Source organism: Vreelandella halophila (genome assembly GCF_009856365.1).
Taxonomy (GTDB): Bacteria; Pseudomonadota; Gammaproteobacteria; order Pseudomonadales; family Oleiphilaceae; genus Halospina; species Halospina utahensis_B.
In genome coordinates this window covers 47,933-70,097 of the sequence record NZ_WMEX01000001.1, presented here as the reverse complement: position 1 = coordinate 70,097, position 22,165 = coordinate 47,933, and the positions used below count along the sequence as shown (strand labels likewise).

Annotated in this window: 19 protein-coding genes; 9 read left to right on the top strand and 10 right to left on the bottom strand. The window is 64.3% G+C overall.

The genetic code is table 11. The features are described from left to right. The gene (locus GLW01_RS00315) at positions 1-966 is read right to left on the bottom strand and encodes a hydrogen peroxide-inducible genes activator (protein WP_151441209.1); all 966 of its coding nucleotides are present in this window, start codon (positions 964-966) and stop codon (positions 1-3) included. A gap of 68 nt (positions 967-1,034) precedes the next feature. Here GLW01_RS00315 and GLW01_RS00310 point away from each other — a divergent pair, with 68 nt between their 5' ends. Both GLW01_RS00310 and GLW01_RS00305 read left to right on the top strand, forming a co-directional pair. After that, positions 1,035-1,892: an SDR family oxidoreductase gene (locus GLW01_RS00310; RefSeq protein ID WP_160897708.1), complete on the top strand. Its 858-nt coding sequence runs from the start codon at positions 1,035-1,037 to the stop codon at positions 1,890-1,892. Positions 1,893-1,924: 32 nt separating this feature from the next. Further along, a complete protein-coding gene (locus GLW01_RS00305; RefSeq protein WP_160897707.1) occupies positions 1,925-5,422 on the top strand; it encodes a hybrid sensor histidine kinase/response regulator in 3,498 nt (1,165 codons plus the stop codon). Between the two features lie 70 nt (positions 5,423-5,492). On the opposite strand, the gene GLW01_RS00300 is transcribed toward GLW01_RS00305, so the two are convergent. From GLW01_RS00300 to acs, 3 genes are all read right to left on the bottom strand, one after another. Beyond that, positions 5,493-6,629, bottom strand: a complete 1,137-nt coding sequence (locus GLW01_RS00300) for an alpha/beta fold hydrolase (RefSeq protein WP_160897706.1) — start codon at positions 6,627-6,629, stop codon at positions 5,493-5,495. A gap of 304 nt (positions 6,630-6,933) precedes the next feature. Continuing rightward, a complete protein-coding gene (locus tag GLW01_RS00295; protein WP_095616503.1) occupies positions 6,934-7,590 on the bottom strand; it encodes a response regulator in 657 nt (218 codons plus the stop codon). Between the two features lie 175 nt (positions 7,591-7,765). Further along, positions 7,766-9,730, bottom strand: a complete 1,965-nt coding sequence (gene acs, locus GLW01_RS00290; RefSeq protein WP_160897705.1) for an acetate--CoA ligase — start codon at positions 9,728-9,730, stop codon at positions 7,766-7,768. Positions 9,731-9,995: 265 nt separating this feature from the next. Here acs and GLW01_RS00285 point away from each other — a divergent pair, with 265 nt between their 5' ends. The 5 genes from GLW01_RS00285 to GLW01_RS00265 all read left to right on the top strand — a co-directional run bounded on the left by GLW01_RS00285 (position 9,996) and on the right by GLW01_RS00265 (position 15,205). After that, on the top strand, positions 9,996-10,274 hold the full coding sequence (locus GLW01_RS00285) for a DUF4212 domain-containing protein (protein WP_160897704.1): 279 nt from the start codon (positions 9,996-9,998) through the stop codon (positions 10,272-10,274). Between the two features lie 12 nt (positions 10,275-10,286). Beyond that, the gene (locus tag GLW01_RS00280; RefSeq protein WP_160897703.1) at positions 10,287-12,020 is read left to right on the top strand and encodes a VC_2705 family sodium/solute symporter; all 1,734 of its coding nucleotides are present in this window, start codon (positions 10,287-10,289) and stop codon (positions 12,018-12,020) included. A 142-nt stretch (positions 12,021-12,162) separates the two neighbouring features. Further along, positions 12,163-12,660, top strand: a complete 498-nt coding sequence (locus GLW01_RS00275) for a hypothetical protein (RefSeq protein ID WP_160897702.1) — start codon at positions 12,163-12,165, stop codon at positions 12,658-12,660. Continuing rightward, positions 12,657-14,516: a putative nucleotidyltransferase substrate binding domain-containing protein gene (locus GLW01_RS00270; protein ID WP_151441201.1), complete on the top strand. Its 1,860-nt coding sequence runs from the start codon at positions 12,657-12,659 to the stop codon at positions 14,514-14,516. Before GLW01_RS00275 ends, GLW01_RS00270 begins: the two co-directional genes overlap by 4 nt. Further along, complete coding sequence (locus GLW01_RS00265) at positions 14,516-15,205, top strand: exonuclease domain-containing protein (protein ID WP_095616498.1); 690 nt, start codon at positions 14,516-14,518, stop codon at positions 15,203-15,205. Before GLW01_RS00270 ends, GLW01_RS00265 begins: the two co-directional genes overlap by 1 nt. Positions 15,206-15,207: 2 nt before the next feature. Here the strand turns inward: GLW01_RS00265 and GLW01_RS00260 are convergent, their stop codons facing one another. The 5 genes from GLW01_RS00260 to GLW01_RS00240 form a co-directional block, all read right to left on the bottom strand. Continuing rightward, positions 15,208-15,594, bottom strand: coding sequence for a RidA family protein (locus GLW01_RS00260; RefSeq protein ID WP_095616497.1), 387 nt, complete (start codon positions 15,592-15,594; stop codon positions 15,208-15,210). 64 nt (positions 15,595-15,658) lie between these two features. Further along, entirely contained in the window at positions 15,659-17,785 is a 2,127-nt protein-coding gene (locus GLW01_RS00255) for a RelA/SpoT family protein (RefSeq protein WP_160897701.1), read from the bottom strand. A 153-nt stretch (positions 17,786-17,938) separates the two neighbouring features. Then, entirely contained in the window at positions 17,939-18,226 is a 288-nt protein-coding gene (rpoZ, locus tag GLW01_RS15705) for a DNA-directed RNA polymerase subunit omega (protein ID WP_095616495.1), read from the bottom strand. Between the two features lie 69 nt (positions 18,227-18,295). Next, positions 18,296-18,931, bottom strand: a complete 636-nt coding sequence (gmk, locus tag GLW01_RS00245; protein ID WP_160897700.1) for a guanylate kinase — start codon at positions 18,929-18,931, stop codon at positions 18,296-18,298. A 7-nt stretch (positions 18,932-18,938) separates the two neighbouring features. Next, entirely contained in the window at positions 18,939-19,808 is an 870-nt protein-coding gene (locus GLW01_RS00240) for a YicC/YloC family endoribonuclease (protein WP_237416448.1), read from the bottom strand. A 124-nt stretch (positions 19,809-19,932) separates the two neighbouring features. Here GLW01_RS00240 and rph point away from each other — a divergent pair, with 124 nt between their 5' ends. Then, positions 19,933-20,649 (top strand): ribonuclease PH, encoded by a 717-nt coding sequence (rph, locus tag GLW01_RS00235; RefSeq protein ID WP_151441197.1) that lies wholly within the window; start codon positions 19,933-19,935, stop codon positions 20,647-20,649. Here the strand turns inward: rph and GLW01_RS00230 are convergent, their stop codons facing one another. After that, entirely contained in the window at positions 20,650-21,426 is a 777-nt protein-coding gene (locus tag GLW01_RS00230) for an exodeoxyribonuclease III (RefSeq protein WP_095616480.1), read from the bottom strand. It abuts the gene before it with no gap. A 78-nt stretch (positions 21,427-21,504) separates the two neighbouring features. Here GLW01_RS00230 and pyrE point away from each other — a divergent pair, with 78 nt between their 5' ends. Beyond that, the gene (gene pyrE / locus GLW01_RS00225) at positions 21,505-22,152 is read left to right on the top strand and encodes an orotate phosphoribosyltransferase (RefSeq protein WP_202405495.1); all 648 of its coding nucleotides are present in this window, start codon (positions 21,505-21,507) and stop codon (positions 22,150-22,152) included. Positions 22,153-22,165 lie beyond the last annotated feature (13 nt).

Below are 22,165 nucleotides of genomic sequence, written 5' to 3'. Positions count from 1 at the left end.
TCAGCCCCGGGTGGGTGCGCGCAGGCTCAGCCCACAGGCCGCCTGGGTGGTACTGCTGTCACGGCACTGGGCCACGGCGTGGGCCAGTGCATCGATCGCCTTGGGTCGCGGGAAGGTCACCCGCCAGGCCAGCGCCACGGTCCGCGAAGGCACCGGATCCACAAAGGGCCGCACGGCCAGCAGTTCCGGCTGATAGTTCATGGCGGTGGCCGCCGACAGCGGCAGCACCGTAATCCCCAGACCGGAGGCCACCATGTGGCGGATGGTCTCCAGGGAGCTGCCCTCGGTCACCACCCCGCCGGCGGTCTCGCGGCGCTGGTTGATGGTGTCGATCAGCTCCGGGACGGACTCCAGCACCTGATCCCGGAAGCAGTGACCGGGGCCAAGCAGCAGCAGGGGCTGGTCCGCAAGCTGGCTGCTGTCGATGTGCTCGCATTCCGCCAGAGAGTGATCCGAAGGCATCAGCACAACGAATGGTTCATCATAGAGGGGCAAGGTGACCACCTCGGGTTCCTCGAACGGGAGCGCCACAATGATGGCATCCAGCTCTGAGTGGCGGAGCTTGCGACGCAGATCCCCGGTATAGCCTTCCTCAATGAAAAGGGACATCTCCGGGGCTTCTTCCCGCAGGCTCGGCATAAGCTGGGGGAACAGGTAGGGGCCGATGGTGTAGATGGCACCGACCTTGAGCGGCGAACTGAGCTGGTTCTTGCCGTCCTCGGCCAGATCATGGATCACACCGGCCTGGTCCAGAACGCGCTGGGCCTGCTCCACAATGCGCTGGCCGATCTCGGTGACCTGGATACTGTTCTTGCTGCGCTCGAAAAGCGCAATACCCAGTTCATCCTCGAGTTTTCTAACGGCCACGCTGAGTGTAGGCTGGCTGACGTGGCAGCGTTCCGCCGCATGGCCGAAGTGCTTCTCCCGCGCCAGGGTGACGATGTAGCGAAGTTCGGTAAGGGTCATGGCCACTCCCGGGCCGGTGATGATTAAATTTTTCTATTGCAGCATATGAAATGAGCGGAGACAGCGCAATGCGCGATGCACGAATCCTCATGGCCGGCTGCGGCCGGCTCGGCCAGCGCATCGGCGCCGCCCTTGCCGAGCATCATCAGGTATTCGGTCTGAGGCGTCAGGCCAGCCGTGTACCCCTGCCCCTGACGCCCATCCAGGGGGATCTGCTGGACCCGGACAGCCTGGGCGAGCGGGTTCCGGAGGTGGACGTCGCCATCATCTGCCTGACACCGGACCAGTACGACGAGACGGGCTACCACCGGACCTTTGTGCAGGGCACCAGCAACCTCATGACCGTTCTGGAAGCCGCAAGCAGGCCACCACGACGGGTGTTCTTCATCTCCTCCACCGCGGTCTATGGCCAGCACCAGGGGGAATGGGTGGATGAAACCAGCCCCACGGAGCCGCCGCGCTACAATGGTTCTGCTCTGCTCGCTGCTGAGCAGCGCCTCGGGGAGAGCCCGATCCCCGGCACAGTAGTGCGTTTTTCCGGCATCTACGGCAACGACCGGGACGGCATGCTCTCGCGCATGCGCGATGGCAGCATCGCCCCCGAACCGGACAGCGGCTATACCAACCGCATCCACGAAGACGACGCGGTGGGTGCGCTCTGCCACCTGGTCAACCGGACGCTGGACGGCGACGACCTCGCGGACTGCTACCTGGCCAGTGACTGCGAACCGGCCCGGCTGGGCGACGTGGTTGCCTGGGTGCGGGAGACCATGAGCTGTGATCCGGTCCGGCCGGATGCCCGGCGCGACAGCCGTGTCGGCTCCAAGCGTGTGGACAGCAGCCGGTTGCGGGAGGCGGGGTACCGCTTCCTGTTCCCGACCTTCCGGGAAGGCTACGCCAGCATGACTGGACATCCTGTGCCATAGTGTCCGTCTGTCCATTCTGACCCAGGGAGATCATGGCGAGTAACGAGCTGATCCTTTTCGGCGGCCTGTATGCACTGATCCTTGTGGCCCTGGCGTGGCTGGCCGAGCGCACCGGCGGCTGGCCGAAGCGCATGCGGGGCCTGCTCTACGGGATGTCGCTGGGCGTCTACTGCAGTTCCTGGACCTTTCTCGGTGCCGTGGGCAATGCGGCGGACAGCGGCTGGACCTTCCTGCCGATCTACCTCGGCCCCATCCTGATGTTCGTCTTCGCCTGGCCCTTCATCCGGCGTCTTCTGCTGGCCGGCAGCCGCAACCGGGTGACCTCCATCGCGGATTTCATCGGATCACGCTTCGGCAAGGACCAGAAGCTGGCGGCACTCGTGACCATGGTCGCGCTGATCGGCACCCTGCCCTACATCGCCCTGCAGCTGCGCGGCATTGCCCTGGCCTGGAGCTCGGCGAACATCTCCGACTGGCAGGTGCCCTTCGCCCTGGGCAACAACGTCAGTTTCTTCGCCGCCCTCTTTCTGGCCTGGTTCGCGATCACTTTCGGGACCCGCATCATCGATGGCGCCAATCGCCACCGGGGCCTTCTGGCCGTGGTGGCGGCAGAGTCCGCGGTCAAGCTGCTGGCCTTTATCCTGCTGGGCGGCTTCGCGATCTGGCTGCTGGCCGGTGAGACCGATATGCGGCCTCTGGGCGAGGCGTCGCCATTCTCGTTCTCCACCTTCGGTGATGCCGGTTTCTACACCCAGCTCCTGGTGAGCGCCCTCGCCATCGTCTGCCTGCCACGCCAGTTCCATGTCCTGGTGGTGGAATACCATGACGAGGCCTCGGCCCGCTGCGCACGCTGGATGTTCCCGCTCTATCTGGCACTGTTCGCCATTATGGTGCTGCCCCTGGTGGAGGCGGCCCGCCATCACCTGGCCGGCATGGCCATCCCCGGAGACAGCTATGTGCTTGCCCTTCCGGCGATCACCGGCCACTCCTGGCTGACCGCGGTGGCCTTTGTGGGCGCCATGTCGGCCGCCACCGCCATGGTGCTGGTGGCCACCATCGCCCTGTCGCTGATGATCTCCAACGAGCTCTTCATGCCGGTGTATCTGCGCATACGGGAGCGCCTGGACCGCCCACGCAGTGATCTGGGGGCGGTGCTGCGCCAGGTGCGCCAGGCCTCGATCCTGGGCATCCTGCTGCTGGGGTGGATACTGGAGCAGGCGGCCCGCTTCACCGAGGGGCTGTCCTACATGGGCCTGCTGGCCTTCACCTCCTGCGCCCAGCTCATGCCGGCACTGGTGGCGGGGCTCTACTGGCGCGGCGCCCACCGTAACGGTGTCCTGCTCGGCCTGCTCACGGGCACGCTGACCTGGCTCTATACCCTGCTGCTGCCGGTCCTCATCCAGTCGGACAATGGCTGGCTGACCCAGGGGCCTCTGGGGCTGGGGTGGCTGCAACCGCAGAACCTCCTGGGTCTCGGGAACTTCCTCGATCCCCTGACCCATGGCGTGGTCTGGAGCCTGGGCCTCAATATCCTGGTCATGACCCTGGTCTCCCGGGTTTCCAGGGCCACAGCCCTGGATGAACGCCAGGCCCTGGCCTTCATCGACCCCATGCCCGGCCACGGTCTCAGTGACGAGGACCTGTCTGCCACCGAGATCACCCTGCACCAGCTGCACGGCCTGATCCGCCCCGTCCTTGGCCAGGAGGAGTCCGACCGGCTCTGGGCGGAACTGGAGCAGAGCCAGGAGCAGCGCCTGCTGCCCTTCGACAAGGCCACGCGTTACACCGTGCGGGTGACGGAGTCCAAGCTGGGGTCCGTCATCGGGGCGGCTTCCGCGCACCGTGCCATCCGGCTGCTGGAGCGCCAGACGCCCCTGCAGATGGAGGACATCGTGGATCTGATGGGCGGCACCTCGGAGCAGCTCCAGTTCTCGCGCCACCTTCTTCAGACCACACTGGAAAACGTCCCCCAGGGGATCAGCGTGGTGGACCGCAACCTGGAACTGGTGGCCTGGAACAGCCAGTACGAGAACCTGTTCAACTACCCGCCACGGCTTCTCTATGTGGGCTGCCCCATCGCACGGATCTATGAGTACAACGCCGCCCGTGGCCTGCTGTCGGATGTGCGCGACAACAACATCAATGCCGCCGTGGAGCGGCGCCTGGAGATGCTGCGCTCAGGCCGCCCCTACCGGCTGGAGCGCCATATGCCGGATGGCAGCGTCATCGAGATCCGGGGCAAGCCCATCCCCTCCGGCGGCTATGTGACCGCGTACAACGATGTCTCCGAATACCACCGCGTGATGACGGAACTCGAGGACGCCCGGGATACCCTGGAGCAACGGGTGGCCGAACGGACACGGGAACTGTCCGCCGCCAACGAATCCCTCCAGAACGAGAATGAGCTGAGGGCGCGGATCGAGCGTGAGCTGCACCAGGTGCATGCCAGTAAGAGCCGCTTCCTGGCCGGTGCCAGCCACGACCTGCTGCAGCCGATCAACGCGGCTCGCCTGCTGTCTTCCACCCTGCTGCGCCAGCAGGGCAATGAGGCGGCCCCGGAGCTGCGCCACATTGATTCGGCGCTGGCCTCCGCCGAGACCCTGATCAGCCACCTGCGCGAGATCTCCCGGCTGGATTCCGGGCGCCTGGAACCGGAAGTACGCAATGTGGAGCTGGGCGCCATCCTGGAGGAGCTCATCAACGAGTTCCGCATGACCGCCGAGCGCAAGGGAATACGGCTCGACTATGTGCCCTGTTCGCTCTGGATCCGTACCGACCCCCACCTGCTGCGGCGTGTGATCCAGAACTTCCTGAGCAACGCCATCAACTACACCCGCGAAGGGCGTGTGGTCCTGGGCTGTCGCCAGAGCGCGCAGTCGGTCAGCATCCAGGTCTGGGATACCGGTCCGGGCATCGCCGAATCGGACCAGCAGCGCATCTTTGATGAGTTTGAGCGCCTCCATACCGACGCCACACGCGAGGTCCAGGGGCTGGGTCTGGGCCTGCCGATCGCCATGCGCATCGCCCGCCTGCTGGAGCATCCCATCGACTGCCGATCCATCCAGGGGCAGGGCTCGATGTTCGCACTGACCGCACCGCGCGGCACGCCGGAGCAGACCCGCCGGGATCAGCCCCAGACCGAGGATCCACAGCTGACCGGCCTTCAGGTCATCTGCATTGATAACGAGCCGCACCTGCTCGCCGGTCTGCAGGCCCTTCTGACCCAGTTCGGCTGCCGGGTCACCACCGCCAAGTCCCTGGGTGAGGCCATGCAGAAACGGCCGGCCGAGGCGCCGGATCTGGTGATTGCCGATTATCACCTGGACCAGGAGACCGGCGTGGAGGTGGCGCAGGCGCTGACGCTCAACTGGGAAGAGAAGGTACCGGTTCTGATCATCAGTGCCGACGACAGCGATCCCATCCGCAACGCGGTGCGCGAGGCGGGCTACCGCTTCCTGGCCAAACCGGTGGATGCGGCATCACTGCGGCTGACGCTGCGTCGCCTGCTGCGCCGCCGGCCCGGACACTGAGCCTGCGGGCGTTTCAGGGCACTAACATTATCGCGAGCAAGCTCGCTCCTACAGGTGCTGGCGCTGCGGGTCAGTCGGAGCGCTTCGCCAGCCAGTCAACCACCTTTGGCCAGATGTGCGTGGGCGCAGCGCTGCCCGCAAGGATGCCCATGTGCCCACCCGGTACCAGAGCCTGCTCGATCTCGCGGCTTGAGACCTGATCCACGAGCGCACGACTGCATTCGGGGGTGACGAGCGGGTCGTTGTCGCCGTACACCAGCATGATGTCCGACGTAACGTCCTTCAGGGTGTGCTCCGGGTCGTGCATGGGCAGATCCCCGTGCGCCGTGCAGTTGTCCACCCACAGGTACTGCACAGTGTCCTGAATGACGCCGCCGGGGTAGGCCACCATGTCGTTGAGGAAGGCCCCCTGGGTGGCGTTCCGGGTCACGTACTCTTCCGAATGCAGGTTGCGCACCAGGTCCAGGTAGTTGCGCAGGCTGCTGATCGGCGAGGTGAGCTTGAAGGCGGTGGCGTTGGCCCAGCCCGGGGAACGCCAGAAGCGGCGCCTGGTCTGGTGGACCCGGAATCCGAGGGTGTTCTCGAGGAAGCTCAGGGACTTTGAGATCAGCTGGTACTGCTTACCGATGCTGCCGTTGGCGTGGTAGTCGCAGGGGCTGCCGATCAGGACCAGGTTGCGGATGCGTCTGTCTTCGTCCAGCGCTGCGGCGCAGTAACTGAACAGGGCACCGAAGCTCCAGCCGTAGAGGGAGACGTCGCTGGCGCCACTGTGTTTCCGGACTTCGTCCAGCAGTTCGGGGAGGTAGTCCGCGAAGTAGGTGGCGATGTCGAAGTGGTTGTGGTCCCAGCCGGGGGTGCCCCAGTCGATCAGGTAGAGCTCAAAGCCGCTGGCGCGCAGGTATTTGACGAGGCTGCGGTTGGGGAACAGGTCGTAGATGGACATGTTGACCGCGAGCGGGGCGACCAGGACCAGCGGGACCTTGTGGGTATCGCGCTGGACGGGCATGGGGGTGTCGTCGTCGCCGACCGGAATGTGGTTTTCACGCAGCGGTGGGTAGTAGCGGACGTTCACGAGGTCGTCGCTGTGGATGACCTCGTAGGGGGTCTGTTCGGCCTGCACCAGGGTTTCCGGGTTGAGGAAGCGCTGGCGGGCATTGCGGGTGATCCGGTAAAAGCTGGCCATGGGGTCATTCATGAGTGCTGACATTAGTGGCTCCGGGTACCTGTAGACTGGGAACTTATTGCATCGGGGGCGGGGAATGCTCTCCGGGAACCGCCACAAGTACTTCCATGTAGGCTACCGGTCGCCATCCCTGGCGACCGAGTTTCCCTCCGAGCATTCCCCGCCCCCCTCGAACCAACTCCTTTCTGGACGCTGCGCGAACGAATCCATGACCACTGAGTTTCCCTCAGAGCACACCCCACCGCCTCAGGTCGTACTCTTTAGTGGACGCCGGGAAGGATACCAAAGATTAACGGGTGGGAATTGACCAATCCGACAACCGGATCGGTCAGGACTCTTCCTGGGAGACGTCGGCGAGGTCCAGCTGGCCCAGCTTGAGGGCGGCCTGGGTGCGGGAGTGGACGCCGAGTTTGCGGAATATCTCGGTGACGTGGGCCTTGACCGTGGCTTCCGTGACGTTGAGTTCGTAGGCGATCTGTTTGTTGAGCAGCCCCTGGCTGATCATGGTGGCAACGCGGAACTGTTGCGGGGTGAGCTCGGAAAGCGCATCCGCAACGCCGGATTCCTCCTCGCTGACGCCGGGTACGGCAAGGTCAACACCGTCCGGGAAGCAGAAGTCACCGCGTGCCACGTTCCGGATGGCCTGGCCGATGGCTTCCATGCTGGCACTCTTGGAGATGAAGCCAGCGGCGCCGTGGTCGGCAGCACGGCGGATGATGTCGTCGCGCTCGTTGGCGGAGATCATCAGCACCGGGATGTCCGGGTAGTGGGCGGTGAGGAAAAGCAGTGCGCTGAAACCATGGGCGCCCGGCATGTGGAGGTCGAGGAGCACCAGTGAGGGCTCCCCGATCCGCGTTATCACCGACTGCAGGTCCCCGAAGTCCGATGCCTCTTCGAGGGTGGCATCAGGCTCTTCCTGACGGATCACGTCCTTCAGGGCGGAGCGGAACAGCGGGTGGTCGTCGGCGACGATCAGGGTGGTCATGATTCAGGTGTCATAGGCACTGGTTTCATACGGAAACGGGGCAGCGACTCCAGGCCGGTGCCCCGTTGAAGATAGTCTGTGTTCAGCGGCTGCGCAATAAGCCGTGGACTCTGTAGGAGCGAGCTTGCTCGCGATCCATGAACAATCGCGAGCAAGCTCGCTCCTACAGCGTGGTTTACTGGCTGGAACCAGCTGCGACGCGGTGACCTTCGATGAGGTCATCGACCACGTTCGGGTCCGCCAGCGTGGAGGTGTCGCCAAGGGAGTCGAACTCGTCCGCGGCGATCTTGCGCAGGATGCGGCGCATGATCTTGCCGGAACGGGTCTTGGGCAGGCCGTCGGCCCACTGGATGACGTCCGGCGTGGCGATCGGGCCGATCTCCTTGCGCACGTGCTGCTTGAGTTCCTTGGCGAGTTCGTCGCTGGGTGACTGACCGTGGGTCAGGGTCACATAGACGTAGATGCCCTGGCCCTTGATCTCGTGCGGGCAGCCCACCACGGCGGCTTCGGCGACGGCGTCGTGGGAGACCAGTGCGCTTTCCACCTCGGCGGTGCCCATGCGGTGGCCGGAGACGTTGAGGACGTCGTCCACGCGACCGGTGATCCAGTAGTAGCCGTCTTCGTCGCGCTTGGCACCGTCACCGGTGAAGTAACAGCCCTCATAGGTGGAGAAGTAGGTCTCCACGAAGCGCTGGTGGTTGCCCAGGATGGTGCGCATCTGGCCGGGCCAGCTGTCCTTCAGAACCAGGCCGCCGGAGGTGGCGCCTTCCATCTCGTTGCCCTCGGGGTCCATCAGCGCCGGCTGTACGCCGAAGAACGGCTTGGTGGCCGAGCCGGGCTTGAGGTCGATGGCGCCGGGCAGCGGCGAGATCAGGATGCCGCCGGTCTCGGTCTGCCACCAGGTGTCGACGATCGGGCACTGCCCCTTGCCGAACTTCTGGTGGAACCAGCGCCAGGCCTCGGGGTTGATGGGCTCGCCCACGGTGCCCAGCAGCTTCAGGGAGCTGAGATCGGCGTTGGCCACGGGGGCATCACCCTCGGCCATCAGTGAACGGATCGCCGTCGGCGCGGTGTAGAAGGTGGCGATCTTGTACTTGTCGATGATACGGCCAAGGCGGCCCACATCCGGGTAGGTCGGCACGCCTTCGAACATCATGGTGGTGCCGCCGTTGGCGAGCGGGCCGTAGACCACGTAGGAGTGACCGGTGATCCAGCCCACGTCCGCACTGCACCAGTAGACCTCACCCGGGCGGTAGTCGAACACGTACTCGTGGGTAATGGAGGTGTGCAGCAGGTAGCCGCCAGTGGTGTGGACCACGCCCTTGGGCTTGCCGGTGGAGCCGGAGGTGTAGAGCACGAAGAGGGTGTCCTCGGCGCCCATCTCTTCCGGTTCGCACTGGTCGGACTGCTTGCCCACCAGGTCGCGGTACCAGATGTCGCGATTGCCATTGAAATCGACGTTGCCGCCGGTCGCCTTGAGCACCACGACGTTGTCGACGCTGGATTCCTTGCACAGTGACACCGCTTCATCGACGTTCGCCTTCAGCGGTACCCGCTTGCCACCACGGCGCGCTTCGTCGGCGGTGATGACGACCTTTGAGCCCCCGTCGTCAATGCGGCCGGCCAGTGCCTCCGGCGAGAAGCCACCGAAGACCACGCTGTGGATGGCCCCGATGCGCGCGCAGGCCAGCATGGCATAGGCCGCTTCCGGGACCATCGGCATGTAGAGGGTGACAATGTCGCCCTTCTTCACGCCCAGCGACTTCAGGCCGTTGGCGAGCCGGGAGACTTCCTCGTGCAGCTCGGCGTAGGTGATGACGCGGTTGTCCTCGCTCTCCTCGTCCGGCTCCCAGATGATGGCGGGCTGGCCGCTGCGCTCTTCCAGGTGACGGTCGATGCAGTTGGCGGCCGCGTTGAGTGTGCCGTCCTCGAACCAGCGGATGTGCACGTCATTGCTGGCGAAGGAGACATCCTTGACGCGCGAGAAGGGTTTCATCCAGTCCAGGCGCTTGGCCTGTTCCGCCCAGAAGGACTCCGGATCCTGGATGGAACGCTGATACATGGACTCGTAGGTCTCTTTGTCGATCAGCGCCTTGTTCCGGAAGTGGTCCGTGACCGGGTAAACCGCTTCGTCACTCATCACTGCCTCCTCAATCCTGTTCTGTTTGTCAGTTCGGTGCCTTAGTGGGAAAGGCTTTGTACCTCCCAGTGTCGACAAGGGCGGAAGCACTGGGTATTAGACCATGGTCTAAGCGCCATGAACCCTTGCGTGACAAGGAGTTAACAAACCGGGACGACAGCTTAGACCAAAGTCGTATGGAGACTGGCGGTCAGCGGGTCAAAGCTGTGCCGTAGCGGTGATCCCACCGTGAACGCGTTGACAACAATAATGGGGGGAAATGCTGATGGCATTCCAGAATGAAACACTCAAGAAGCAGTACTGGCGCGACAACCTGCGCATCATCGGGTGGTTGCTCGCCGTCTGGGCCTTCGTGTCCTTCGGCTGCGGCATCATCTTCGCGGAGGCACTGAACGCCATCCACATCGGCGGCTATCCGCTCGGTTTCTGGTTCGCACAGCAGGGCTCGATCGTCACCTTCGTGGTGCTGATCTTCGTGTACGCGAAACTCATGGACCGGCTGGACCGGAAATACGGCGTCCAGGAAACCGAAGACGCGAAGTAAAAGGGGCTTACCATGGACCAGCAGACACTGATCTATATTGTCGTGGGCGCCACCTTCGCGCTCTATCTCGGCATTGCCATTTACTGTAAGGCGGGCTCGACCCGCGAATTCTACGTCGCCTCCAAGGGTGTTCATCCGGTTGCCAACGGCATGGCCACGGCAGCCGACTGGATGTCCGCGGCGAGCTTCATCTCCATGGCCGGCCTCATTGCCTTTCTCGGCTATGGCGGCTCGGTCTTCCTCATGGGCTGGACCGGTGGCTTCGTACTGCTTGCCATGCTGCTGGCGCCGTACCTGCGCAAGTTCGGCAAGTTCACGGTGCCCGAGTTCCTGGGGGATCGCTACTACTCCAACACCGCGCGTGTTATCGGCGTTATCTGCCTGATCCTGGCGTCACTGACCTACGTCATCGGCCAAATGACCGGTACCGGCGTTGCCTTCTCCCGCTTCCTGGAAGTGAGCTATGAGATGGGCCTGTCGATCGGCATGCTGATCGTGTTCTTCTACGCGGTCATGGGCGGTATGAAGGGGATCACCTATACCCAGATCGCCCAGTACTGCGTGATGATCACAGCGTATACCGTTCCGGCGGTCTTCATCTCACTGCAGATGACCGGCTGGGCGCTGCCGCAGATCGGCCTTGGTTCCACCCTGACCGAGCACGGCACCTACGTGCTGGACCGTCTGGACCAGGTCCTGAACGAGCTTGGCTTTGCCGAGTACGTGGCAGTGGATGAGCACAACCGCATCAACATGTTCTTCTACACCCTCTCGCTGATGATCGGTACCGCGGGTCTGCCGCACGTCATCATCCGCTTCTTCACCGTTCCGACGGTCAAGGCGGCGCGCTCCTCCGCGGGCTGGGCTCTGGTGTTCATCGCCATTCTCTACACCACTGCTCCGACCGTTGGCGCCATGGCCCGTCTGAACCTGATGGAAACCTTCGGCACCACCGAGGCCACCGAGATGGTCTATGAAGAACGGCCGCAGTGGGTGAAGAACTGGGAGCAGACCGGACTCATCGAGTTCACGGACAAGGACAACAGCGGCACCATCAACTACAGCTCCAACCCGGAAGAGAACGAGGTCACCGAGCTCAACCGTGACATCATCGTTCTGGCCAACCCCGAGATCGCCATGCTGCCCGACTGGGTAATCGCGATTGTGGCCGCTGGTGGTCTCGCCGCCGCCCTGTCCACAGCAGCGGGTCTGTTGCTGGCCATCTCCTCGGCGGTCTCCCACGACCTGCTGAAAGGGGTGTTCAAGCCGGACATTTCCGAGAAGAGCGAGCTGATGGCGGGACGGATCTCAATGGCAGCGTCCATTGCCGTAGCCGGCTACCTGGGCTTCAATCCACCCGGCTTCGCCGCGGGGACAGTGGCACTGGCCTTCGGGCTTGCAGCGGCCAGTCTGTTCCCGGCGCTGATGTTCGGCATCTTCTACAAGAAGATGAACAAGGAAGGCGCCATCGCCGGCATGCTGGCGGGCCTGACCGTGAACCTGCTCTACGTGTTCCAGCACAAGGGCATCATGTTCGTCGCCAGCACTTCCTTCCTGGGAGACCTGGATCCGAACTGGTTCTTCGGTATCTCGCCCAACGCCTTCGGTGCGGTTGGTGCCATCGTCAACTTCATCGTCGCCATGGTCGTGTGCAAGATGACTCCCGAACCTCCGGAGAACATCCAGCACATCGTGGACGACGTGCGGGTACCGGTGGGCTCCTCGCTCGCCTCAGGCGGGCACTGAGCCCTGAGGGTTCAATCCCCGGACAGTGCTGCTTCGGCAGCACTGTCCGTTTTCAGCTACCCTAGATGGAGCTGCCGCGAGAGCACCCTTCTGTAACAGAGTGCTCTCCCGGCAATTCCCTTTCCCGAATCAGAGGCCCTGCATGTTCCGCAATTTCCATTTCATTGTCGCGCTTCTGGTTGCTCCGGCACTGGCCATTCTGGCCTGGTACGCCGCGGACACCGCCCTGGGCGAACGCAAGGAGCCGGCAAAGGAGGGGCTCGGTTACGAGCTGATCGGTGACTCGAACTGCCGCTATGAGAGCGGCACCTGCACCATGACCAACGGCAACTTTAAGCTGGATATCCAGGTGGACCGGGCCGACGGCGAGAACCAGCTGGCGGTGCGACTGGAATCCGCCCATCCGCTGGACGCGATGAGCATGGGCTGGGTAAACCCCGGCGCGGAGAAAACGGAACAGACCGCTCTGGAGCCGGCCAACGACAGACGCACCCGCTGGGAAGGCGTGATTCCGGGAGAAGCGAGCACCAAGGCCCGCATGCGCGTCCTGGCCCGGGCGGACGGCACCAGCTACTACGGCGAGGCCAAGACCGTCTTCATCGATTACGAAACCAGTTTCGGGGAGGACTTCCGGAAATGACCGAAACCCAGTCCCTGCCGCCAGAGCTGGCCTCCATCGCGGATTTCATCCGCCAGACACTGCCCTTCAACGCCCTGCCCGAAGGAGAGGTTGAGCGCATTGTCCATGAGATGGAGATCGGCTATTTCCGCAACGGGCATGTGTTCAACGAGAACACCCGGGATCAGGGACTGCGTATTCTGCGAAGTGGTGCCGTCGAGATCCGCAGCCAGGACGGCGAGCTGCTCGACCGTCTGGCCGAGGGCGAGAGCTTCGCCCTGAGCGGGCTTCTCCAGCAGGAACCCGGTGTGCGGGCGGTCCTGATCGAGGACAGCCTGATCTACTTCCTGCCGCAGAAAGCCTACCAGGACCTGCGCGGGCGCTTCCGGGACTTCGACCGTTTCTTCCATGGCCAGCGCAGCCGGCGCCTGTTCCGGGCCACCCGCAGCATGGTGTCACCGGATGGCATGCTCACGCCGGTAACCAGCCTGATGGCCACCGATCTGGTCACCACCAGCGAGGAGACGCCCGTCTGCGAGCTGGCGGAGATGATGTCCAGCCGCCGGGTTTCCTCGGCACTGGTGCTCAACGACGGCAAGCTGAGCGGCATCGTCACCGACCGCGACCTCCGCAGCCGGGTACTGGCGGCGCGCCGTTCGCCGGACACCCCGGTTTCCGAAATCATGACGGCGGACCCGGTGAGCCTCGAGCGTAAGGCGACCCTGTTTGACGCCACCCTGCTGATGACCCGCCACCGCATGCACCACCTTCCGGTGCTTGAGGACCGCAGGCCTGTAGGCATCCTCACCACCTCGGACCTGATCACAGCCCGCCAGGACGACCCGGTCTACATCGTCCAGCGCCTGTCACGCCAGGAATCGGTCGCCACCATGCAGACGGTGCTTCGCGACATTCCCCAGTTCCTGCTGCGCTGGACGGATGCCGGGGTACCGGCGGATCAGGTCAGCCACATCCTCACCGCCATCAGCGATACCGTAACCAACCGGCTGATCGAAATGGCCCTGGACGAACTGGGCCCGGCCCCGGTGCCCTTCGCCTGGCTGTGCTTCGGCTCCCAGGCGCGGGCGGAGCAGCTGCTCAACGCCGACCAGGATAACGGCCTGGTGATCGCGGACGAGGCCACCGACGAGGACGTGGCCTGGTTCGAGAAGCTGGCCACCAGGGTCAGCGACTGGCTCAATGAGTGCGGCTATGTCTACTGCAATGGCAACGTCATGGCCACCAATCCCTTCTGGCGGCGCCGGCTCACGGGCTGGTACGAGGCCGTGGACAACTGGGTCACCAGTTTCAGCCCACACCATGTGATGGAGATCAGCATCGCCTTCGATCTCCGCACCGTCCACGGCGACGCCTCTCTTACCAGCCGGGTCCAGTCCCACATGCTGGAACGGGTCCGGGCCAACTCCATCTTCCAGGCCGCCCTGGCGGAGAACGTGCTGGAAGGCAGCCCGCCCATCGGCATCTTCCGGCGCTTCGTGGTGGAGCGCAACGGTGATCACAAGGATACCCTGAACCTGAAGAAGCGTGGTCTGCTGCCGATCATCGAAATTGTGCGGCTGCACGCCCTGGCATCCGGGGTTGACCGCATCAACACGCTGGAACGGTTGGACGAGCTGGCCCGCGGCAAGCACATGACCCGGTATGACGCACGCAACCTGCAGGACGCCCTGCGCTTTCTGATGCAGGTGCGGCTCCAGGTACAGGCGGACCAGATCCGTGAGGGCGAGGAGCTGAGCAACTACTGCAACCCACGCAACCTGCCCAAACTGGCCCGCGAACAGCTGCGTGACGCCTTCCAGCTGGTGGACAGCGCCCAGAAGTCGGTGCGCCTGGCCTACCGCCAGGGGATGCGCTGATGTGGCTGACCCGCGCCCGCCGGGAGCGGGCACGGCGCCGCTATGCCCGCCACCCCTTCCCGGACCCGACGCTGCAGCGCCTCCTGGCAAGCCCCTGGCCGGACACCAACGCCCTCTGGGATGAGGTGGACTGGCTGGCCATCGACCTGGAAACCACCGGCCTCGACCCGAAGACCGGCTACATCATCAGCTTCGGCTGGGTGGCGGTGGACCGCGGCCGGATCCGGCTGGACACGGCCCGGCACCTGCTGATCGACAGCCGCAACCTGGTGGGCGACAGCGCCACCATCCATCACATCCGGGACACGGACCGCAGCGAAGGCGTGGATCTGCCCTCCGCATTACGCATGCTGGCAAGGGCGATGACCGACCGCCTCCCGGTCATGCACCATGCACCTCTGGACACAGGGTTTCTGCGCGCCGCCTACCGGGAACAGTTCGGCATGGACTGGTTCCAGCCCACGGCGGACACACTGGTGCTGGAGAAAAAACGCCTGTTCCAGCGCGAGCAGACAATGCCGGGGAATGTCCTGCGCCTGAACCGGTGCCGCGAGCGTTACGGCCTGCCGGAAACCAATGCGCACAATGCGTTGGAGGATGCCCTGGCGTGCGGGGAACTCTTCATGGCCTGGGCCCGCCACTTCGGCGGTGACGGCCCCAGGGTCAAGGACTGCCTCAGCCGGGTCTGACCCTACTTCAGCACCATGATGGCATCCATCTCCACCTGCGCGCCCTTGGGCAGTGCCGCCACGCCAATGGCGGCGCGCGCGGGATAGGGCTCGGTGAAGACGGTGGTCATGATCTCGTTGACGATGGCGAAGTTGCCCATGTCGGTGAGGTAGATATTGAGCTTGACCAGATCCTGGATGTTGCCCCCGGAGGCCTCACAGACGGCCTTCAGGTTCTCGAAGACCCGCTTGACCTGTTCCTCAAAGCCGCCGGGCACCAGGTCCATGGTCCGCGGATCCAGCGGGATCTGGCCGGAGAGATAGACCGTATCCCCCGCCTTCACAGCCTGGGAATAGGGGCCAATGGCTTCGGGGGCGGTATCCGTCTGGATAATGGACTTGTTCGTCATGGGTTGCGGCGTTCCTGTCGTCTGTAGCGGAAAAACACGATGCTCGCCCGCTGGCGCGGCGCTGTCAACGGCGTACCCGGGTAACGGATTTGACCGTGCGCAGGTTGCGGATGCGCCGCATGATCCGTGCCAGCTGGGTACGTCCGCGCACATGCAGGGTCATGACGACGACACTGTGGCGGGCGTCGTACTCGTCCACGTTGATCCCCTCGAGGTTGGCTTCCGCCAGGGCCACGGTATTGGCCAGCTCGGCAATCAGCCCCCGCTTCCGCGCCGTCTCCACACGCAGCTCAACCGAGAAGTCATCGGTGATGTCCTTGGCCCAGCTCAGATAGATCAGCTGGGGTGAGTCCGCGTCCAGATGGCGCACGCTCTCGCAGCGCTCGGAGTGGATCACCATGCCGCTGCCGGAACTCATGCGGCCCACGATGGGGTCCCCCGGAATGGGCTGGCAGCAGTCCGCGAACTGGATGACCGAGCCCTCGCTGCCGGCAATGGTCATGGTCTGCCCGGCGCGGGTATCCTCCAGCGCCGGCGCGGCGTCGCTGTCCTGTCCGGTATCCGGTGCCAGCTGCCGGGCGACGATGTAGGCCATGCGGTTGCCCAGCCCGATGTCCGCCAGCAACCGGTCGAAGCTATCCACCTGGTTGTGCTCCAGAACCCGCTGGACGCGCGCGTCACCGAGCTCATCCAGGCGTGACCCGAGGCTGTTCAGAGAGCGGCTGAGCAGCTGCCTGCCAAGCTCCACGGACTCGCGCCGCTGCTGGGTCTTGAGGGCGTGGCGGATGCTCGAACGCGCCTTGCCGGTCACCACGTAGTTGAGCCAGACCGGGCTCGGCCGGGCGCCGGGCGCGGTGATCACCTCCACCGTCTGGCCGCTATGCAGCGGCTGACTGAGTGACGCCAGCTGACGGTCCACACGACAGGCGACGCAGGCGTTGCCGATGTCCGTATGGATGGCATAGGCGAAATCCACGGGCGTGGCCCCGCGCGGCAGCTCCATGATCCGGCCCTTGGGCGTGAACACGTAGATCTCGTCCGGGAACAGATCCACCTTCACGTGCTCGATGAACTCCAGCGAGTCGTCCGCCCGCTCACGCATCTCCATCAGCCCTTCCAGCCAGCGGTCGACCCGCCTCTGGTTGACCTCGCCCACCTCGGAATCGTGCTTGTACATCCAGTGCGCCGCGATGCCGTGGTTGGCCACGCTTTCCATCTCCTCGGTGCGGATCTGGATCTCGATATTCACGTGTTTGCCGAACAGGGTAGTGTGCAGGGACTGGTAGCCGTTGGCCTTGGGCATCGCGATGTAGTCCTTGAAGCGCCCCGGCAGTGGCTTGTAGAGGCTGTGTACCGCGCCCAGGATGCGGTAGCAGTCGTCCACAGAGTCGGTGATGATCCGGAAGGCGTAGACGTCCATGATCTCGCCAAAGGATTTGTGCTTGAACTTCATCTTGTTGTAGATGGAGTTCAGGTGTTTCTCGCGCCCCAGGATACGCCCGGGCAGTTCGCGCTCACGCAGCTTGTCCTCGAGTCCGGCGCGGATCTCGTTGATGATCTCGTGATGGTCGCCCCGCAGCTTGCGCACCGCCTTGGCGATGTACTGTGAGCGCATCGGGTACATGGCGGCAAAGCCCAGATCCTCCAGCTCCACGCACAGGCTGTGCATACCCAGGCGGTGGGCGATGGGCGCATAGATGTCGAGGGTTTCGGTGGCGATCCGGCGGCGTTTCTCGGGGTTGAGCGGCCCCAGGGTGCGCATGTTGTGCAGCCGGTCCGCCAGCTTGACCAGGATCACGCGGATATCGCGTGCCATGGCCAAGGTCATCTTCTGGAAATTCTCGGCCTGAGCCTCGGCGCGGGAGCGGAATTCGATCTGGGTGAGCTTGCTGACGCCATCCACCAGTTCGGCCACTGGTGCCCCGAACTGCTCGATCAGGGCATCCTTGGGAATGCCGGTATCCTCGATCACGTCATGCAGCATGGCCGCCATCAGGCTCTGGTGATCGAGGTTGAGCTGGGCGAGGATGTTGGCCACCGCCAGCGGGTGGCTGATGTAGCGCTCACCACTGCGGCGATACTGCCCCTCATGGGCCTGTTCCGCATAGAAATAGGCCCTCCGTACCTGGTTGACCTTCTGGTCATCCAGGTAGTTTCCGAGGCGTTCCGCCAGAGACTCGATCGTCGACATCGGCTGTTCAGGATGCTCCGCAAGGTGGTGTTAAGCCGGCTTCCTCCCTGCCCTGCTGCAAGTTTCCGAATTCCCTCTTCCCAGATTATAGCGTGTACAGGCATAAAAAAACCGGGTCGGGCCCGGTTTTTACAGGATCACGGCCGGCTGGTTTCAGCCTGCGGCTTCGCCTTCCTCGCCGGATGCGGCCTCGGTGCTGCGTGAGGGCGACTCCGCGGATTCCGCCTGCATTGCCCGCTCATCGGCTTCGACGCTCTCGAAGCTGATCTTGCCTGCGGCAATCTCGCGCAGTGCCAGAACCGTGGGCTTGTCGTTCTCCGGCGGAACCTTGGGCTCACTGCCATAGGTGGCCAGCTGGCGGGCCCGCCTGGTGGAGAGCATGACAAGCTGGAAGCGGTTGTCGACGTGGTCGAGACAGTCCTCAACGGTGACGCGTGCCATGGAGTACCTCTGTTCGTGTTTGGGTCACTGCGGATCGCACAGTGTAACCCAGTGATCGGTTTCTGGCCATCACTGATCGGCCAGGGAGAGGGCCCTCAGCAGGGTCTCATGACGCTGGCTCTGACGGCTCAGGCACTGGCGCTGGGCGCGGAAGACCACCAGCAGTTCATCCAGGGCCCGTTCAAAGTCGTCATTGACCACCAAGTAATCGTATTCGGCCACATGCCGGCACTCCTCAGCGGCCTCGCGCAGCCGGCGCTCGATCACCTCGTCACTGTCCTGGCCGCGCCCCTGGAGCCGCTCGCGCAGCGCTTCCGGCGAGGGCGGCACAATGAACACGGAGACAGCGTGCGGGCGCAGTCGCCGGATCTGCTGCGCGCCCTGCCAGTCGATCTCCAGGATCACGTCCAGGCCGGCGGCAAGCTGCTCATCCACCCAGTCCCCGGAGGTGCCGTAGTAGTTGTCGAACACCTGCGCGTGCTCCAGGAAGGTGCCCGCTTCCATGAGCGACAGGAACTCCTGCTCGGTGACGAAGTGATAGTTGACGCCATCCTGCTCGCCCGGGCGCGCCGGCCGTGTGGTGTGCGACACCGAAACGGTCAGTGCCGGGTCGCGCTCCAGCGCCTGGGATACCAGGCTGGTCTTGCCCGCCCCGGAAGGCGCCGACACCACAAATAGCGTGCCCAGGTAAGGCTGCTCGCTCATGATCGGATTACTCCACGTTCTGTACTTGTTCGCGCGTCTGTTCAATCAGCACCTTGATCTCCACCGCCACACGGGTCAGTTCCGCCGCCGTGGACTTGCTGCTGAGGGTGTTGGCCTCCCGGTTGAGTTCCTGCATCAGGAAATCCAGGCGCCGACCCACCGGACCGGTCTGTTCCAGCGCTGCCCGGACTTCCGCAACATGGGCATCAAGCCGGTCCAGCTCCTCGGATACGTCCGCTTTCTGGGCCAGGATTGCCAGTTCCTGCGCCAGGCGCTCATCCGCCGGTTCAGCTCCAAGCTCCGCCAGACGCTCCACCAACCGCTGGCGCTGCTGCTCTCGCCATTCCGGCATGCTCCGACGCAGTTCCGCCACGTACGCCTCAATGGCACCCAGCCGTTCCTCCAGCAGGGGCACCAGGCGCTCACCTTCCCGGCGGCGCTGCTCATCCACGTCATCAAGGGTAAGCTCAAGCAGCTCGTCCGCGGCTGCCACAACGGCTTCCTCCGGCAATTCGCCACCGGCGAGCACGCCCGGCCACCGCAGGACATCCAGTGGTGAGACCGGTGCCGTGTCCCCGATCTCCTGCTCCACCCGGACCATGGCCTGGCGCAGGCGGCGCAGCGCCACCGGGTCCGGCTCCTCACCGGACGCCCGCTCAGCCTCCTCCAGCCGGAACTGGAGTTCCACCCGCCCCCGTGAGAGACGCCGGCCAAGGCGTTCCCGGTACGCCATCTCCCGGTGACGCAGCGGTTCCGGCAGACGCAGGGATGGATCCAGATAGCGGTGATTCACGGTGCGGCATTCGCACGTCAGCGTGCCCCACGCCGCCTGGCTCCGGCGGCGCGCGAACGCCGTCATGCTGTTCAGTGTGGCCATGGCCACTCCCGTTGCGCTCGAGCATGAACCGCGCAGTATATCACCGCTGGCAAGCGCACGCCCGTACCCCGGCTGGCATGCTAGACTCTGCGCCCTGACCATCCATCAACCCTGAGGAGCGAGCATGCGCCCGAGTGGCCGAAACCCCGATCAACTGCGCGATATCCGCCTGACCCGCCACTACACCAAGCACGCCGAGGGGGCCGTCCTGACCGAGTTCGGTGACACCCGCGTGATCTGTACCGCCAGTGTGGAGAACAAAGTGCCCCCCTTCCTCAAAGGCCAGGGCCAGGGCTGGGTAACCGCCGAGTACGGCATGCTGCCCCGTTCCACCGGCGACCGCATGGGCCGTGAGGCCAGCCGCGGCAAGCAGGGCGGGCGCACCATCGAGATCCAGCGCCTGATCGGACGCTCACTGCGCGCGGCCGTGGACCTGGAAGCGCTGGGCGAGCACAGCATCGTGATTGACTGCGACGTTATCCAGGCCGATGGCGGCACCCGTACCGCGGCGATCACCGGCGGCTGTGTGGCCCTGGTGGATGCCCTCAACACCCTGGTCGCCAACGGCCGGTTGAGCCGCAGCCCGCTCAAGCAGATGGTCGGCGCCATTTCGGTGGGCGTCTATGACGGCACGCCCGTTCTGGACCTGGACTATCCGGAGGATTCCTCGGCGGAGACCGACATGAACGTGATCATGACGGACAGGGGCGGCTTCATCGAGATCCAGGGTACGGCGGAAGGCGAGTCGTTCGAGCAGCAGGAGCTGGATGCCATGCTGGGTCTGGCACGCAAGGGCATCAACGAGCTGTTCGAGGCCCAGAAGGCCGCGCTTGCCGGGTAATCACTCCGGCGAGATGCGGTAATCCATCACCACGGGCGCGTGGTCGGAGAACCCCGCGTCCGTGTCGATCCAGCCATCCTCAAGCGCATCGTGCAGGCCCGGTGTCAGCATCTGGTAGTCCGTCCGCCAGCCGGCGGCCCGACGCCAGTTGCGCGCCCACTCCGGCCACCAGGAGGCTGCCCTGTCATCCGCCTCCAGTGAGCGGAAAGCATCCAGGTAGCCCTGCTGGTTGAACAGCTCGTCCATCCAGGCCCGTTCATGGGGCAGGAATCCGGAAACAGGCTGGCGGTGGAAGAAGGAGTCGGCGTCCTCGTCCCGGTGGGCGGTGCGCAGATTGGCGCAGATGATGTACTGGCGCCGCTTCCGGGCGGTCTTGCCGGTATGGGTCAGGAAGGCCTCCATGAAGGCGTCGCGGGCCTGCTCCCCACCGGCCTCGTCGGCCGCCGGCGCCAGCACGGACGCCACACTCAGTTTCTGGAAGTCCGCCTGCAGATAACGGCCCTCCATATCCCCGGGCCCGTAGTTGAAGCCGTAGATGATGGCCTTGGGGAAATGCCGGGTGTAGAACCCCACACCGCCGCTTTCCGGATTCTCCGCATCCACGAACCAGGCCTGATAGCCCTCGGGGGTCAGCGCCGGATCATCCTCGATCTCCGCGACCCGCACCCGGTGATCCTGAACCGCCACCACGTCCGCATCCTGCTCCGCGAGCCACTCGAAAAACCCCTTGCTGATTGCCTCGCGCAATCCGTTGACACTGACTGTAACGACCCGCATAAATGATTCCAGTATCGATTTGTGTGTATCATACCCATGCTTGCCAATGGACAAAATACGCTGACCCCGAAGGCCCCTATGATCGAAACCTATCAGAGAGAGTTCATCGAGTTCGCCATTGCCCGCAAAGTGCTCCGCTTCGGGGAGTTCGAACTGAAATCCGGCCGCACCAGCCCGTATTTCTTCAATACGGGCCTTTTCCAGCGCGGCAGCGATCTGGCCCGGCTCGGCCAGGCCTATGCCCAGGCGCTGACACGCAGCGACCTGGAGTGCGACATGGTCTTCGGCCCGGCCTACAAGGGCATTCCCCTGGCCACCGCCACCGCCTCGGCACTGGCCACCCACCATCGCCTGGACCTGCCCTGGGCCTTCAACCGCAAGGAAGACAAGGCCCACGGCGAGGGCGGCGACATCGTGGGCGCCCCGCTGGAAGGCCGGGTCCTGATCGTGGACGACGTGATCACCGCCGGCACCGCCGTGCGTGAATCCATCGAGCGCATCCAGGCCGCAGGCGCAACACCGGCCGGCGTCCTGGTGGCTCTGGACCGCCAGGAAAAGGGCCAGGCGGAACGCTCCGCCATCCAGGAGGTGGAGGCGGAATTCGACATACCGGTGGTGAGCATCATCAGCCTCGACCAGATCCTGGAGTACCTGCGCGAACTGCCGGACATGTCGGACTATGCTGAAGAAGTAGCCCGCTACCGGGACACCTACGGCGTGGCGTGAGCACGCGGACTGG